The organism is Winogradskyella pelagia, assembly GCF_017581965.1.
Taxonomy (GTDB): domain Bacteria; phylum Bacteroidota; class Bacteroidia; order Flavobacteriales; family Flavobacteriaceae; genus Winogradskyella; species Winogradskyella pelagia.
Genome location: NZ_JAGEVF010000003.1, coordinates 295,581 through 312,180 on the forward strand (window position 1 = coordinate 295,581; position 16,600 = coordinate 312,180).

11 protein-coding genes and 1 pseudogene are annotated in these 16,600 nt (G+C 37.6%); 8 read left to right on the forward strand and 4 right to left on the reverse strand.

The genetic code is table 11. From position 1 onward, the window contains the following. The first annotated feature begins 115 nt into the window (after positions 1–115). From J4050_RS05775 to J4050_RS05785, 3 genes are all read left to right on the forward strand, one after another. A complete protein-coding gene (locus J4050_RS05775; protein ID WP_208153189.1) occupies positions 116–1,171 on the forward strand; it encodes a right-handed parallel beta-helix repeat-containing protein in 1,056 nt (351 codons plus the stop codon). Positions 1,172–1,188: 17 nt separating this feature from the next. Next, entirely contained in the window at positions 1,189–4,338 is a 3,150-nt protein-coding gene (locus tag J4050_RS05780; protein ID WP_208153191.1) for a T9SS type A sorting domain-containing protein, read from the forward strand. A 130-nt stretch (positions 4,339–4,468) separates the two neighbouring features. Then, a complete protein-coding gene (locus J4050_RS05785; protein WP_208153193.1) occupies positions 4,469–4,861 on the forward strand; it encodes a LuxR C-terminal-related transcriptional regulator in 393 nt (130 codons plus the stop codon). 140 nt (positions 4,862–5,001) lie between these two features. On the opposite strand, the gene J4050_RS05790 is transcribed toward J4050_RS05785, so the two are convergent. Continuing rightward, positions 5,002–7,041, reverse strand: a complete 2,040-nt coding sequence (locus J4050_RS05790; RefSeq protein ID WP_208153195.1) for a dipeptidyl-peptidase 3 family protein — start codon at positions 7,039–7,041, stop codon at positions 5,002–5,004. A 95-nt stretch (positions 7,042–7,136) separates the two neighbouring features. Here J4050_RS05790 and J4050_RS05795 point away from each other — a divergent pair, with 95 nt between their 5' ends. Continuing rightward, positions 7,137–8,159: an SRPBCC family protein gene (locus J4050_RS05795; protein WP_208153197.1), complete on the forward strand. Its 1,023-nt coding sequence runs from the start codon at positions 7,137–7,139 to the stop codon at positions 8,157–8,159. Beyond that, positions 8,160–8,525, forward strand: coding sequence for a fluoride efflux transporter CrcB (gene crcB, locus J4050_RS05800; RefSeq protein WP_208153199.1), 366 nt, complete (start codon positions 8,160–8,162; stop codon positions 8,523–8,525). 131 nt (positions 8,526–8,656) lie between these two features. Here crcB and J4050_RS05805 read toward each other — a convergent pair whose 3' ends face one another. After that, entirely contained in the window at positions 8,657–9,256 is a 600-nt protein-coding gene (locus tag J4050_RS05805; protein WP_208153201.1) for a DUF1684 domain-containing protein, read from the reverse strand. 192 nt (positions 9,257–9,448) lie between these two features. On the opposite strand from J4050_RS05805, the gene J4050_RS05810 reads away from it, so the two are divergent. Then, complete coding sequence (locus tag J4050_RS05810; protein ID WP_208153203.1) at positions 9,449–10,450, forward strand: YpdA family putative bacillithiol disulfide reductase; 1,002 nt, start codon at positions 9,449–9,451, stop codon at positions 10,448–10,450. 107 nt (positions 10,451–10,557) lie between these two features. Further along, positions 10,558–12,153 (forward strand): annotated as a pseudogene (locus J4050_RS05815) (amidohydrolase family protein). Between the two features lie 4 nt (positions 12,154–12,157). Here J4050_RS05815 and J4050_RS05820 read toward each other — a convergent pair. Further along, positions 12,158–12,598 (reverse strand): Lrp/AsnC family transcriptional regulator, encoded by a 441-nt coding sequence (locus J4050_RS05820; RefSeq protein ID WP_208153205.1) that lies wholly within the window; start codon positions 12,596–12,598, stop codon positions 12,158–12,160. Between the two features lie 117 nt (positions 12,599–12,715). Here J4050_RS05820 and J4050_RS05825 point away from each other — a divergent pair, with 117 nt between their 5' ends. Beyond that, positions 12,716–13,111, forward strand: coding sequence for a hypothetical protein (locus J4050_RS05825; RefSeq protein ID WP_208153207.1), 396 nt, complete (start codon positions 12,716–12,718; stop codon positions 13,109–13,111). 20 nt (positions 13,112–13,131) lie between these two features. On the opposite strand, the gene J4050_RS05830 is transcribed toward J4050_RS05825, so the two are convergent. Beyond that, the gene (locus J4050_RS05830) at positions 13,132–16,548 is read right to left on the reverse strand and encodes a methylmalonyl-CoA mutase family protein (RefSeq protein ID WP_208153209.1); all 3,417 of its coding nucleotides are present in this window, start codon (positions 16,546–16,548) and stop codon (positions 13,132–13,134) included. Positions 16,549–16,600: the final 52 nt, after the last annotated feature.

The following is a 16,600-nucleotide window of genomic DNA, read 5'->3' on the forward strand; positions in this document are numbered from 1 at the left end:
CATTTAACGATAGAATAGGCATCTTGTGACCAAAAAATCCCCAGTATTGGGGATTTTTTTGTGTCTCCATGAAACCTAAATTGGAAACTGTTATTAACCAATAATTTAATTTACAATGAAAACGATTACAAAAATCTTTAAAACAGCAATGGTGCTTTGCTTAGGTCTTACGATAACGGCCTTAAACGCACAAACCACACACATCGTTAATAATAATGCTGGTACAGCTGCAGACTTTGATAATCTACAGGCCGCCATTGATGCTGCGGCCAACGGGGATATTATTCACGTACAGCAATCCTCAACCAGCTATGGTAATGTGACATTAGATAAACAACTCACCATTATTGGGCGATCCCATAGTGATGCGTCCTACTCTTCTGATATTGGTACATTAGAGCTTGTAGAAGGCTCTTCCAACAGTGTTATAAAAGGTCTTGACATTTCTAGTGTAAGTGAACCTTTTGTGTCTGGTGGAAACTACGGTACAATCACAGATTTAGTTTTTCAAGATAACAAAATCGGAAACTTTCCAAATATTGGGATTTATAGAACCTTTAATAACATTTTAATGCAAGGAAACATTATTGGATCCTTTAGTATTGGTACAAATACTTCTAACTTTTTAGTTACCAATAATATATTCACTTCATCATCTGTATCCTTTAGTATGGTAGACACGTTGCTTTTTGCAAATAATATCGTAGGCTATTTTAATGGATTTTCTATTACCAATAATACACCTGATCTTCTAAATATCAGTAACTGCTTGTTCATTGGGGATCGATTCGCTGATATCACGGTATCTTATTTTGGTACAGGACCTTTGCAAATTACCAATTGTTTAACCTACAACTATGACGCTAACTACAATTTTGCAACAGGCAGTAACATTACCATAAGTAACAGCCAAGAAAACATTGACCCTTTATTTACCTTTAGAGATGGCAGTAACGGGAGTATTGGTACTTCGGGTACATTTAATCCAAATTTAGACGATTTAACACTACAAGCGGGCTCTCCATTTATCAATGATGGTATTTATGAGGCCTATAATTTTAAACCTTTAGGTACACCCACTGGACTGCCAAGCCTTAAAATTGACAGCTATGATCCAACGGTACCTAAAAATTCGGATCTAACGGTAACCATTACAGCCAAAACCAACTAATCTTTAAACCATATTTTATGAAAACGCATATCACATTATGGTTATGCTGTTGTATCACTTGGTTTAGTTTAGGGCAGTCTATTACAGAATTGGAGTATTTCTTTAATACCGATCCTGGTTTTGGAAATGCCAACACATTGACACCCAATGCCAATTCGGGAGAGCTTTCTCAAAGCTTCAATATTTCACCGCCAACAGATGCAACAGGCTTTAACACCCTATATATTAGAGCAAAAGATGATACTAACACTTGGTCTTTATACGCTAATAGTATTGTATTTATAACTGATACAGACAACAGTGGTACGGCCACAGAACTCACAGCAGCAGAATATTTTATAAATACCGACCCAGGCTTTGGCAATGCTACAGCCTTACCGCTAAACACAAATACTGGCAATCTCACCCAGAGTTTTCCCATACCTATTGGAGCGAGTCTCAGCGGATTTAACACAATATATATTCGTACACAAGATGATTTGGGGAATTGGAGTCTTTACGATAACGTAAAATTCTTTGTTACTGAAGAACAAGGCAGTGGCGCTACCTCAATTACAGCTTTAGAATATTTTATAGATACCGACCCAGGATTTGGTAATGCTACTAGTGTTGGAGTTAACACCAATACGGGCAGTGTGTCGCAAAGTTTTGCTATTCCTCTAGTCAATTTAGATGAAGGCTTTCACAACTTGTACATCAGAACCCAAGATGATTTTGGGGAATGGAGCTTATATGATAAACGCTTGTTCTTTGTTACACCAGAACAAAACGTGTCACCTATTGTAGCTGCAGAATATTTCTATGACGTTGATCCTGGTTTAGGTAATGGTACATCAGTAGTTTTGCAACCAACAGGTAATCTAGACGAATTTACTGTGGATTTAAGTACAGCCGATATTACCTGCGACTTTCATGATTTCTACATTCGCCTAATTAATGAAGATGGCTCTTGGTCACTCTATGATTATGGTTTACAAATTGAAGTTTTTGATAACGCCGACCCCACCATTGTGGTCTTCAATGATATTACCGTAGAGTTAGATGCCAGTGGACAAGGGAGTTTGACCATCGCCGATGTGGATAACGGTACCTTTGATGATTGCGAATTGGTATCTGTAGAACTGAACCAACCACAATTTGATTACACCTGTGCCGATTTAGGTACACAGACCGTGACAGTTACCGCCACCGATGCGGAAGCTAAAGTGAGTACACTAGATGTTGCCATTACCGTGGTAGATCTTATTGATCCGGTAGCTTTAGCACAAAATATTACGGTGCAACTCAACACTAACGGACAAGTCACCATCACAGCAGACGATTTGGAAAATGGTTCCACAGATAATTGTAGTATTACGAGCCGCAGTGTGGATGTTTCAAGTTTTGATTGTTCCAATTTAGGAGATAACCTTGTCAATTTTACAGTAACAGACTCCTCTGGTAATACCAATACCGTTCAAGCTACGGTAACTGTAGAAGATTCGGTTAATCCCGAAGCACTTACTCAAAATATAACCGTACAACTTGATGCCAGTGGAAATGCAACAATAACGGCAGATGATGTGGACCAGTCCACTGATAACTGCAGCATTGTAACCAAGGCTCTAGACATCACTTCATTTGATTGTTCCAATTTAGGTGCTAATACAGTCAATTTAACGGTGACGGATCAGAGTGGTAATTCAGCTTCAACTACTGCAACCGTGACCGTAGAAGATTCAATTTCACCAACGGTAATAACGCAAGATGTTACGGTACAGCTCGATAGTAATGGAACGGCAACAATCACCACTGCTGACATTGAAAACGGATCAACGGATAATTGCGGTATATCGAGTTTAGCTTTAGACATCGACACTTTTGATTGCTCCAACCTAGGATCAAATACGGTTACCCTAACCGTCACAGACCAAAGTGGTAACAGTGCTTTTGGGACAGCCAACGTCACAGTTGAAGATGGTGTTGCACCAACAGTCCTAGCTCAGAATATAACGTTACAGCTTGATGCCACTGGCAGTGCAACTTTAGACCCTGCTTTATTAGATAATGGGTCATCAGATAATTGTGGTATTGCCTCTTTTGCTTCAGATATCACACTATTTAGTTGTAGTGATATAGGTGCTAATACAGTGAACTTAACGGTTACTGACACCTCTGGAAATACAGATGTAACAACAGCAACTGTAACTGTAGAAGACGGAGTTGACCCTAGTGTTATTACACAAAATATAAGTATTGGCCTGGATAGTGGCGGTATAGCAACGATAACGGTTGACGATATTGATAATGGATCTTCAGACAATTGTGGTATTGCCACAAGAACGTTAGACATTACAACCTTCGATTGCTCCAATTTAGGCGCAAACACGGTTACCCTTAACATTACAGATGTGAATGGAAGAACTGGTAACGCCACAGCAACTGTAACGGTAACAGACAGTACGGACCCACTTGCAGTAAGCCAGAATATCACTTTAGAATTGGATGTTAATGGAAATGCAACCCTAACGCCTGATGCTATCGATGGCGGTTCATCAGACAATTGTGGCATTGATTCCCGCAGTATTGATGTATCTAGTTTTAGTTGTGTAGATTTAGGAGCGAACACCGTTAATTTAACGGTTTTTGATGCTAGTGGTAATTCCAATACAACGAGTGCAACGGTGACCGTGGAAGATAATCTCGACCCTATTGCATTGGGGCAAGACATCACCATTGGCTTGGAGGGCAATCCATCCGTTAGCATTGTAGCATTGGATGTAGACAATGGATCTTCAGATAATTGTGGCATAAACTCGTATACCATCGATGTTGATACATTTACAGCGGTAGGTACTTATCCGGTTGTACTAACAGTGACGGATGCCTCTGGAAACTCTAATTCAACAACGGTTACCGTTACCGTAGAGGCTACCTTAGGGCTTTCTGAAAATAGTATTGACCCTAAACGGATAGATTTACATCCCAATCCGACACAGTACGAACTGCGTATTACAACAGATTATACGATTTCCCAATTTAGTATCTATGATGCTCTGGGAAAAGAAGTTCTTAAATCCAATAATAGCGCTAGCACTATAAATGTCCAAGGACTATCTAACGGTGTTTATTTTATAAAGTTGAGTATTGGTAGTACTTCTGTTGTAAAGCGCTTTATAAAACAATAACTTAAGTTAGTGTATTGCTGAGTTGCTATTAATCTAAGGGAAACCAAATCTCAGCAAACCGAAAAATCCCCACTATTGGGGATTTTTTTATGCCTAAGCTCAACGTATTTTTAGATAAAAGTAGGAAGAGATGACCAACCATCAACGGATTTCAAAATTTATAAAAGATTTAAAAGTAAACGACACCAATTTATCGACCCATGATTTAATTGAGCTGCTAAAAGCTTCAAAACGAGTTTACGACAATGAAATAATTCTCGATGCCTTGATTCAATCCCTAAAAAGTATTCTGGCCAAAGACTTAAAGTTAAAACAAAAGCTAACTCAACGCGAATGTCAGATTGTTAAATTAATTGGAAAAGGATTTTCCAATTCGGATATGGCACAATACCTAAACCTGAGTGTCTCTACTATTGAGACGCACCGTAAAAACATTAGAAAGAAACTAACCTTAAAGGGAAATGATAATCTATTTGCCTTTGCATTGGTCTTTCAATTGCAGGAAGCGCATTTGCCAAATTAAATTTATAACGACAGAAAATCTTTTTGAATATGCTTGTTATCTTAATCTTACTTCTGATAAATTTTTTACTTCTAAAATATAGTATCAACAAAAAAAAGCAACCATAATAATGATTGCTTTTCTCTAAGTAATACTAATTTTTAATTCACATCAGGTAAATTATTGTATTTACTGCTGTAGTCTAACATCTGTTCTGGGAATCCCACCGGTTGGGTGACTTTAATAGCTGTTATTTCACCATTGTCATTCACCTCTGGTACCAATACCGGGTTTACAAAACCACTATACGGTGCAGATGTAAATTGTTTATTTCGCTCCAATACCTCAGCATGAATGTCTTGATCAACCTTAACACCATAACCTTCTACTAAGGCCTCAACAGCAGCATAATCGCCTTCGGATTTAATGCGTTGGGTTTCTCGTAATAATTGACCAAATAGCTCATGTAATTTGTCGTAATCGTTGATATTGAAATAGGTCTTACCATCTCGTGTTACCTTTTCAATAACATTATCTGCCTTACCTTTTTCGTAAACCCAAGCACTCACCCATTGCCTGTTACGCATATGGGCTTCTTCTACATCGTCTCCTAAATTCAATCGAATCAATTGGGTCATTAAACCATTTCTTATATACCCATCATAAGCAGCCATACCTACTTTTTTCCAATCTTCGACCAAACCAAGCTCCTGTAGTTTTGAATCGTATAAATAATACAACCCAACCAAGTCTGCCCTTCCTTCTTCCAAGGTGGAAGCGTAATTCTTTAGCGTTTCTTTGGTTTCTCCAACCCCTGGATTCAATTGTCCTGAGGCGTGACCAATAACTTCATGAAGTGCAGTATGTAACTTATCCGCCAACTGACCGTAGTCTTTTTCCAACTGGTACTCTTCATCGTCATGCACAAACTCTTTTAATCGGCCTGAACTTCCTGCATTATTATACGCATTGATAATATTACCCAACGAGACAGACTTACTTCCCACTTCTTTACGTATCCAATTAGCATTTGGTAAATTAACGCCTATCGGTGTGCTTGGAGATGCATCGCCAGCTTCACCGGCTACAGTGACTACTTTATAGGTTACACCAACAACATTTTTCTTCTTATGTGCATCCATTAAAGGCGAATTATCTTCAAACCATTGCGCATTGTCTGACAACACCTTCATTTTTTGGGACATGTCAAAATCATTGATTTGAACAATATTCTCGTATGAACCTCTGTATCCTAAAGGATCATTATACACTTCGATAAAACTATTAATGTAATCAACATTACCTGCTGTAGCAGCGGTCCAAGCTACGTTATAGTCATCCCATATTTGTAAATCGCCCGTTTTATAATACTGAATCAATAGGCCAATCGCATCACCTTGGGCTTTATTCTCAGCAACACCTTGGGCTTTCTCCAACCATTTTACAATTTCATCTATAGCAGAACCATACAATCCTCCAGACTTATAAACGCGTTCTTTGAGCGCTCCATCTTCTTTAACGAGTTGGGAATTTAAACCGAAAGCTAATGGTCTATCTGGATTAGGTGATGTTTTATTCTTATAAAAACTTATGACATCGTCATTGGTTACATTTGGGCCGTAAAAATTAACGGCAGATAAAGCCACATTATCTACACCTTTAGCCTGATTTACCTTTTTGCTGTCCTTATCATTAAATATAACATTAAAAACTTCGCCATCTAATTTTGTGTTGGTAGCCAAAAACAATTCGTTTAAATAGTCTTTAGAAAAATCTGGTTTTAGCTTGTCGTTGGAGTAATGGTGATGAATACCATTGCTAAACCAGATACGCTTTAAATAGACCTCAAAGGCTTTCCAGTCTTCGGTAGATTTATCGCCATTATAATTTGTATAAACATTTTCCAGGGCACGTCTTATCTTTAAATTGTGCCTGTAATTTTGGTCCCACATAATATCTCTACCAGCCAAACCTGCTTCTACGAGATAATAAACCAATTTTTGTTCTTTAAGGCTAAGGTTCTCCCATCCTGGGATTTGATATCGAAGTATCTTAACATCAGCAAACTGCTCTACGTTATAATCAAATTTAGTTTCTGAAGTCGATACATCCTGATCGTCAACCTTAGACTTTCCATCATCTTTACACGCCACAAAAAGCAATATAAAAACGAGGTAGTACATTAGGGATTTTAGTTTCATTTGTATTATTGATTTTTAGTTATACACAAATGTAATACTAATATAACATACCATAAAATTGCTATCTTTGAGTAAGGACTAAATCAAATCAATCCATGAAAACGTTAAAATACATTCTGCTGCTGTTGCTTGTAGCTATCATAGGATTTTCCATTTACGTAGCCGTACAGCCAAATGAGTACAGTTTTAGCAGAAGTCGCAACATAAAGGCACCAAAAAGTTTATTGTATAACAAAGTAAACGACTTTAAAGCATGGCCAAGCTTTTCGCCATGGATTGAACAAGACCCAGAAGCTACCATATTCTACGGAGACAAAACTATTGGAGAAGGTGCCTCCTATTCATGGCAAGGTGAGGTTCTTGGCGAAGGAACAATGAGTACCGTAGAAACCAATCAAAACAACAGTATTGCTCAAAAATTAGAATTCATAACACCATTTGAGGCATCCTCAAATATTAAGTGGGATTTTGAAACCACTGAAGAAGGCACTAATGTGACTTGGTCCATGGATGGCAAACAAGATTTTATAACCAAACTTTTTACTACGGTAATGGGCTCTATTGAGTCTGAAACAGGACCAAATTTTGAACGTGGACTCTTTAAGTTGGATAGTATTGTTAATGCAGAAATGAAGGTTTATAGTATCGATGTTAACGGCGTAACGCAACATAGTGGAGGCTTTTATCTGTATAAAACTATCTCTTGCAAATTATCTGAGTTTCAAGAACACATGAAAAACATGATAGGTGATGTAGGCAGCTATGCCTTAACCCATAATATAAACAGAGCTGGTGCGCCTTTTGTCATTTATCATAAATGGGACGAGGAAAACGATGCCGTTATGTTCTCCACATGCTATCCTACCAATTCAAGAATTAAGACAGAAGACTCAACTATTCTCACAGGACAATTAGAATCTTTTAAAGCTGTAAAAACTACCCTAAAAGGAGATTATAGCAATCTTAAAGAGGCGTGGGAGCAATCTATGTCTTTTGTTGAAATCAATAGTTTAAAAATGATTGAATCTGGTCCAATGTTGGAGGTTTATATCACTGATCCTATGCTTAAACCCAATCCAGCAGATTGGATTACCGAAATTTTTGTAGCTGTAGAATAAATGAAACAACTTCTTTTAGTCTTTATTGGAGGCGGTATAGGCAGTACATTGCGATTTATAATTGGTAAATGGTTAAACAGTAGTTCGGATGGGATTCCATATGGTACCTTTGCGGCAAATATTTTAGGAAGCCTGCTCATTGGCGTTATTCTTGGATTAGCGGTTAAAAACGATAGTCTTTCACCTTCACAAACACTATTTTTAGCCACTGGGTTTTGTGGTGGGTTTACCACATTCTCCACTTTTGCCTATGAAAATCACGTATTCTTAAAATCTGGTGATTTTACCAGTTTTGCAATATATACCATTGGTAGTTTTATAGTAGGGTTCTTAGCTGTATTTCTTGGGATGTACTTGGCCAAATAAATAAACATTTGACCTTGAAAATTGGTTATTTAGTTATCGTTGATACAAACCTAAAGATGGTCGTAGCGGCCTAAGACCATTTAAAGAACCTAACCATTCCCAACTACTCAATACTCAATGCTCAATACTAACTACTCCTTCACAAACATCTTTACACCTGCTTCAACTTTTAGGTCAAGATAATTTGAGCGCGGTACAATTGGACAAGAGAATTTCTCATTGTAAACACAATAGGGATTATAGGCTTTGTTAAAGTCGATTTCCATTTTCTCTCCTTTTGGAATTCTCAAATCAATATATCGTCCTCCTCCATAGGTGCTTTCTCCATTGGTGTCATCTAAAAAAGGTAAAAACAGGTAGTCTTCGAGACCTTCCGTAGTCATGTTTTCTTCTCCTTGGTAAATATTTAGGGCATACGATTTACCTTTTAATTGAAACGAGAGCACGCCGAATATGCGTTCCTTAGACAAACGGTCCGTTGTAGTTCTCATATTAAACCATTCTGAATTAGGTGTGCGTTCAAGTTGGGCATTAACGACATAAGTGTCATCAAACGGAAAGAAATCCAACCCCTTGAACGATTTTAAATCTTTTGACTTTAAAGGAGATTTTGACGCATCCTTGAAATCTGCATTCATCTTAATTTGAAAGGGCGTATCTCCAATAGATGCTGGTTGCTTTCCTGAGCAACTTACTAAAACTAATATAGCAACACCAATAAATATTCGCATTTCAGTTATAATTTAATTCAAAAATACAATTTATGAACGTTTTCCTTTGTCCATGGAATACTTGTTTTGATACAAAATAACTTGTTATAATAATATCATATCCTTAAAGAATACAAAATAGATGAAAAAGAGCTCATACCTTAGTATTTTTGAACTAACTAAAAGTCATTAAAAAATCATCGCGCAAAGACTATGACAGAAGCCTCTTCAGATATTTCAAAATTACCGGTATTAGATGTTATAATTATTGGTGCAGGACCAATAGGTATTGCTTGCGCCTTGGAATGCAAAAAGCACCATTGGAACTACCTTGTGCTCGAAAAAGGAACCCTCACCAATTCCCTCTATAACTATCCTCTGAACATGACTTTCTTTTCAACATCTGAAAAGCTAGAGATTGATGATATTCCTTTCATCAGTAATAATCCAAAACCAACTAGAAATGAAGCCTTGGAATATTACAGAAGGGTGACCACGTCAAATAACCTGAATATTAGGCTTTACGAAGGTGTAAAATCGCTTCAAAAAGAAAGTCAACACTTCATAATCGAAAGTTCTAAACAGCATTATAAGGGACGTAAAGTTATAATCGCAACAGGTTTTTATGACATCCCAAATCAATTAGAAGTCCCTGGTGAGCATCTACCTAAGGTTGTGCATTATTATAAAGAAGCACATCCATTCGTTCTGCAAGATGTCGTTGTTGTAGGCGCTAGCAACTCTGCAGTTGATGCTGCGTTGGACATTTATCGCAAAGGTGGAAATGTGACTATGATTGTTAGAGGTGCAGAGATAGGCCCACGCGTAAAATATTGGGTGCGGCCAGATATCATCAACCGTATAGCTGAAGGAAGTATTAAGGCCTATTTTAATTCTGAACTCACAGAAATCACTGAAGATTACGTTAAAGTAAATACTTCAAAAGGACCACTCGAACTTAAGAATGATTTTGTTGTTGCCTTAACGGGCTATAGACCAAACTTTAAGTTTTTAGAAGATGCAGGAATAACTTTTTCTAAAGATGAAAAGCATATTCCTATTTACGACTCAGAAACTATGGAATCTAACGTTGAAGGGCTGTATCTAGCAGGCGTAATTTGTGGTGGCATGGAGACCCACAAATGGTTTATTGAAAATTCCAGAATACATGCTAAACAAATTGCCAAACACATATACACTCAACTTTCCAGGTAACTGACGGAAGTACTTTTCAGATTTAAGATTTGGTATAGTATATTAAAAAAAGACCTACAAAGCTGACTTATATTCCTTATTTTTAAGTCAACCTTATTCCTTTTTTTATGAAAACCATTGCACTTCTATTTAGCTTAATATTTGTGGTAACAAGCGCTTGCATATTAAATGCCCAAGATACAAATCTTGCGGACGGTCCTCATGAGCAGCTTATCATAAGAGGTGTCACCTTAATAAATGGAGATGGTGCACCACCTAGAGGCCCGGTAGATATTGTCGTTGAAAAAAACATAATAAAAGAAATCAAAGTTGTTGGGTATCCAGGTGTTGATATTAAGGCTGAAAACAGACCTCAATTGAAACAGGGAGGTAAAGAACTAGATGCTTCAGGTATGTATTTAATGCCGGGATTTATTGATATGCACGGTCATATTGGCGGTGTTGCCCAAGGTGCTGATTGGGAATATGTTTTCAAACTATGGATGGCACACGGTATCACAACTATAAGAGAACCTAGTGGGCGCAGCATTGATTGGGCCCTAGATTTAAAACACAGAAGCGAAGAGAATTCAATAGTCGCCCCTCGGATTTTTGCTTATACGGGTTTTGGACAGACAACTAAGAATTTCAACCCCTTGAATGACGCTCCTATCGGCACACCAGAGGAAGCTAGAGCATGGGTAAGAGCCAATGCTAAAAATGGTGCTGATGGTATAAAGTTTTTTGGTGCAGAACCAGAAATCATGGCAGCGGCCTTAGATGAGAACAAGAAATTAGGACTACGATCGGCTTGTCATCATGCACAATTGAGTGTTGCCAGATGGAATGTATTACATTCAGCTAGAGCGGGTTTAACCTCAATGGAGCATTGGTATGGTCTACCTGAAGCTTTATTTAACGATAGAACTGTTCAAGATTATCCTCTCGATTATAATTACCAGAATGAACAAAATCGGTTTGAAGAGGCAGGTAAACTCTGGAAGCAAGCTGCAGAACCCTATTCTGAGCATTGAAATGCCGTTATGAACGAGCTTATAGAACTAGATTTTACAATTGACCCAACCTTTAATATCTATGAAGCCAGCAGAGACTTGCATCGTGCTAGACGAGCAGAATGGCACGAAGATTATACCCTTCCCTCACTATGGAAGTTCTACGAACCAAGTAAGGTCAGTCATGGCAGTTATTGGCACTTTTGGGGAACAGAACAAGAAATTGAATGGAAACATAATTTTAAATTATGGATGACCTTTATAAATGAGTATAAAAACCGAGGCGGGCGCGTAACAACAGGTTCCGACTCTGGTTTTATCTATCAACTTTACGGCTTCGCTTACATTAGGGAATTAGAATTATTACGAGAAGCTGGATTTCATCCTTTAGAAGTCATAAGATCTGCCACTCTTAATGGTGCGGAAGCTCTTGGTTGGGATGATAAAATTGGGAGTATCCAAATAGGAAAACTTGCTGATTTTGTAATTGTTGAGGAAAACCCATTAAAAAATCTAAAAGTCCTTTATGGTACTGGTGCTATTAAATTAACCGAAGACAATGAGGTTGTGAGAGTTGGTGGTGTAAAGTATACCATAAAAGATGGAATCATTTATGACGCTAAACAACTTTTAAAAGATGTAAAAAACATGGTTGATGAAGAGAAAGCAAAAACAGGTTGGTCTTTAAAACAACCAGGAATTAAAGATTAATATTTTAAACAGGCTTAATCTCACTGTTCTTAACCACATGAGACAACACAATTTGGGTTTTGGTCTCTCCATATGATATGAGCCTATCTATAAATGCCTCTAGATGTTTTTGGTTTTTAAGCACCACTTCCATAACTATATTTTCATTACCAGTTATTCTGTAACAATTAATCACCTCATCAAAAGATTTTACCTTTTCTAAAAAGGGTTTTAGCATGCCCATAAAAGCCCTTAGAGTAATTAAGGCTTTAAGCTGATATCCTGCTTCAAATGGAGAAACCAAGGTGGCATAGCCTTCAATAATTTCGGCATCCTCCATCTTTTTAATGCGCTCTGCTACGGCAGGTGAACTGACTCCTACACGTCTACTAATTTCAGTATTGGTCATCCTTGCATTTTCTTGCAGGCATCTAAGAATTTGCCAATTGAGGCCGTCAACTTTCATTTTAAATTATTTAATAGTAAAATATATATATTCTAAAGTAAATATACTATATAACTTAATATTTTAAAGCATAAATTTAGTTTTCATGCGTAATTTCGTCTTCCTTGCTATTAGAAAATGAATTATAACCTACCATCTCACATGTCTGATTTGCCCATTTATAAAAAGGCACAAGATATTATTATGCTTAGTCGTAGTATATCAACCTACCTGCATTATGATTTATCTTACTTAAATGCCGATGGCACTGAGGACGGTGACATCTACTTCACTGGAGATATTGTTCAGCAATCCGTAAATCTGGCGCCTGAAATTATAAACGCAGAGCGTGAGCCCTTTCCAGAAAAGAAAAGAAAGCATATTGAACGTTTAGATAGGCTTGTATCTCTTTTAAACAGGAATTGCACACGATTAGAAAAGACCAATAGCAACGGACGCGACTATCTTCTTGTTTTAAAAGGTGAAATAAAGACCTTTAGAAAACTTCAGCGCACCTGGATGATGACTTTGTAGGAGAGTCTAGTAGATAATTCTTACATATTTCGTCTGTACTGACCTCCCACTTCAAACAACGCCTTTGTGATTTGACCTAAGGAACACACCTTGCACACTTCCATTAAGGCTTCAAAAATATTCTGGTTATTTATGGCCTTTTGCTGTAACTCCTTTAAAAGCGCCTCTGTATCGTTTGCCTTATGCAGGTTTTCTAATGTTTTTATCTGGAATTCTTTTTCCGCGGTAGTAGCTCTTATTACCTCTGCAGGTTGAACCGTTGGCGACCCTTTACTACTTAAAAAGGTATTAACCCCAATAATTGGAAACTCGCCATTGTGCTTTAAGGTTTCATAGTATAAACTCTCCTCTTGAATTTTAGAGCGTTGGTACATGGTCTCCATAGCTCCCAAAACACCACCTCGTTCAGTTATTCTATCAAACTCTAATAAAACCGCTTCCTCAACCAAATCTGTCAATTCCTCTATAATAAATGCACCTTGGATAGGATTTTCATTTTTAGCCAGTCCTAATTCTTTATTTATGATAAGCTGTATTGCCATAGCTCGTCTCACCGACTCCTCTGTAGGTGTTGTAATGGCTTCATCGTAAGCATTGGTGTGTAACGAGTTACAATTGTCATAAATAGCATATAGGGCTTGAAGCGTGGTTCTGATATCATTAAAATCAATTTCCTGAGCATGCAAACTCCGTCCAGAAGTTTGAATATGATACTTAAGCATTTGAGCTCTTGGGTTAGCAGCATACTTATACTTCAATGCCTTTGACCAAATGCGTCGAGCTACACGACCAATTACAGCATATTCTGGATCAATACCATTAGAAAAGAAGAAGGATAAATTTGGGCCAAATTTATTGATATCCATCCCTCTACTTAAATAGTATTCTACGTAAGTAAAACCGTTAGATAAGGTCAATGCCAATTGAGTAATTGGGTTAGCCCCAGCTTCTGCAATGTGATACCCTGAAATGGAAACCGAATAGAAATTACGTACATTATTCTTAATGAAATACTCTTGCACGTCTCCCATTAAGCGCAACGCAAATTCTGTCGAAAAAATGCACGTGTTCTGAGCCTGATCTTCCTTTAAAATATCAGCCTGAACGGTTCCTCTGACCTGAGCAATGGTCTTGGCCTTAATGTCCTGATAAATGTTTTCTGGCAATACTTGGTCGCCGGTAACACCTAAAAGCATCAAACCAAGACCGTTATTACCCTCTGGTAATTCGCCATTATAGCTAGGTCTTATTTTACCTTTATATACATTTTCTATTTTCTTTTCAACGTCTTTTTCTAGACCGTTTTCTTTAATGTAAAGTTCGCATTGCTGATCTATAGCAGCATTCATAAAAAAGCCCAGAAGCATTGGAGCAGGTCCGTTTATGGTCATACTCACAGAGGTCATTGCATCTGCAAGATTAAATCCTGAATACAACTTTTTAGCATCGTCCAAACAGCAAATAGAAACGCCAGCATTACCAATTTTTCCATAAATATCTGGTCTGTAATCCGGGTCGTTTCCATAAAGCGTCACACTATCAAATGCTGTTGATAACCGCTTTGCAGGTAAACCCATACTAACATAGTGGAATCTTCTGTTTGTGCGTTCCGGTCCGCCTTCTCCAGCAAACATACGTGTTGGATCTTCTCCCGTTCGTTTAAATGGATAAAGCCCAGAGGTATATGGAAATTCACCGGGTACATTTTCTTGTAAACTCCATCTTAAAATATCTCCCCAAGCACTATATTTTGGCAAGGCCACTTTTGGTATTTGGGTATGGCTAAGGGATTCCGTATGTGTTTCAATCTTAATTTCCTTATCCCGTACTTTAAAGGAATAAACTGGTGCTTTATAACGATTTACCTTCTCTTCCCATCCTAGGATGATCTCCCAATTGTAGGGATCTAAATCCATTTTAACACGGTCAAATTCGGCCAATAATAGTTTAATAAAATCCTTATTTTCTGAACTATCAGTATTCACAGATTCTGTAGTGATACCAGATTTATCCAAAGCAGGTTGTTTACCACTTACCGTTTCTACTGTTTTGTAAATGCCATAGAGCTTCTGAGCAACTTGGGATTGGGTAATAGATTTCTCGTCGTAAGCTCTATTATTCTCTGCAATTTCTGATAAATATCTCGTACGGTTAGGAGGAATAACATATATCTTTTCACTCATTTCCTTTGAAATCTCAAAGGTGGATCTTAGATTGGTATTTGTTCTTTCTACCAATTTATCCATTACCGCCTTATACAAGGTATTCATCCCAGGGTCATTAAATTGTGAGGCAATAGTTCCAAAGACCGGTAATTCGTCTTGAGGTATGTCCCAAAGATTATTATTGCGCATGTATTGCTTTTTTACATCTCGCAAAGCATCCAAAGCACCTCGTTTGTCGAATTTGTTTATAGCTACTAAGTCTGCAAAATCGAGCATATCAATTTTTTCTAATTGCGTTGCAGCTCCAAATTCTGGTGTCATTACGTACAATGCCACATCACTATGTTCCATAATTTCAGTATCGGACTGACCAATACCTGAAGTCTCTAGAATGATTAAATCAAACTCGGCAGCTTTAAGAACTTCAATGGCCTCACTTACGTATTTAGAGAGCGCCAAATTAGATTGGCGTGTGGCCAAACTTCGCATATAAACACGTGAGTTATTAATAGCATTCATACGAATACGGTCCCCTAATAATGCACCACCTGTCTTTCGCTTAGACGGATCAACCGAAATGAGCCCTATGGTTTTCTCAGGGAAATCAATTAAGAACCTGCGAACCAATTCATCTACTAGAGAAGACTTACCAGCACCTCCTGTACCTGTAATGCCAAGAACTGGTGTTTTTGATGTTTTATTCTTTTTATTTATTTCATCCAAAGCGTGTTTAGCAACATCCGGAAAATTTTCGGCTGCGGAAATTACGCGAGCTATATCTTTAGGATTCTTTTTTTCTAGAATTTTTACCTCACCATTAAGGCTATCTCCAATTGCGAAATCTGATTTTTGCACCAAATCATTAATCATACCCTGCAAACCCATCTCACGACCATCATCTGGAGAATATATTCTAGTGATGCCATAATCCATCAATTCCTTGATTTCTTCTGGCAATATGACACCACCTCCGCCACCAAAAATCTTAATATGGCCAGCACCTTTTTCTTTCAAGAGGTCAAACATATACTTAAAGTACTCATTATGCCCACCTTGATAAGAAGTCATAGCGATAGCATTAGCATCCTCCTGTATTGCAGTATTTACAACCTCTTCAACACTTCTATCATGTCCTAAATGAATTACCTCCACTCCAGTAGATTGAATAATTCGTCGCATTATATTTATTGCTGCATCATGACCATCAAATAATGACGCTGCTGTTACAATACGTACTTTGTGCTTTGGTTTGTAAGGTGCCATTTGTTCCATTCGTAATAATCTAGCATTTTAGTGGTACAAATTTAGAGAATATTGAAAAATC

What these genes read in the sequence shown, in the direction of transcription:
- J4050_RS05775 (WP_208153189.1), top strand. Translation starts at nt 116, where the DNA reads ATGAAAACGATTACAAAAATCTTTAAAACAGCAATGGTGCTTTGCTTA.
- J4050_RS05780 (WP_208153191.1), top strand. Translation starts at nt 1,189, where the DNA reads ATGAAAACGCATATCACATTATGGTTATGCTGTTGTATCACTTGGTTT.
- J4050_RS05785 (WP_208153193.1), top strand. Translation starts at nt 4,469, where the DNA reads ATGACCAACCATCAACGGATTTCAAAATTTATAAAAGATTTAAAAGTA.
- J4050_RS05790 (WP_208153195.1), bottom strand. Translation starts at nt 7,041, where the DNA reads ATGAAACTAAAATCCCTAATGTACTACCTCGTTTTTATATTGCTTTTT.
- J4050_RS05795 (WP_208153197.1), top strand. Translation starts at nt 7,137, where the DNA reads ATGAAAACGTTAAAATACATTCTGCTGCTGTTGCTTGTAGCTATCATA.
- crcB (WP_208153199.1), top strand. Translation starts at nt 8,160, where the DNA reads ATGAAACAACTTCTTTTAGTCTTTATTGGAGGCGGTATAGGCAGTACA.
- J4050_RS05805 (WP_208153201.1), bottom strand. Translation starts at nt 9,256, where the DNA reads ATGCGAATATTTATTGGTGTTGCTATATTAGTTTTAGTAAGTTGCTCA.
- J4050_RS05810 (WP_208153203.1), top strand. Translation starts at nt 9,449, where the DNA reads ATGACAGAAGCCTCTTCAGATATTTCAAAATTACCGGTATTAGATGTT.
- J4050_RS05820 (WP_208153205.1), bottom strand. Translation starts at nt 12,598, where the DNA reads ATGAAAGTTGACGGCCTCAATTGGCAAATTCTTAGATGCCTGCAAGAA.
- J4050_RS05825 (WP_208153207.1), top strand. Translation starts at nt 12,716, where the DNA reads ATGAATTATAACCTACCATCTCACATGTCTGATTTGCCCATTTATAAA.
- J4050_RS05830 (WP_208153209.1), bottom strand. Translation starts at nt 16,548, where the DNA reads ATGGAACAAATGGCACCTTACAAACCAAAGCACAAAGTACGTATTGTA.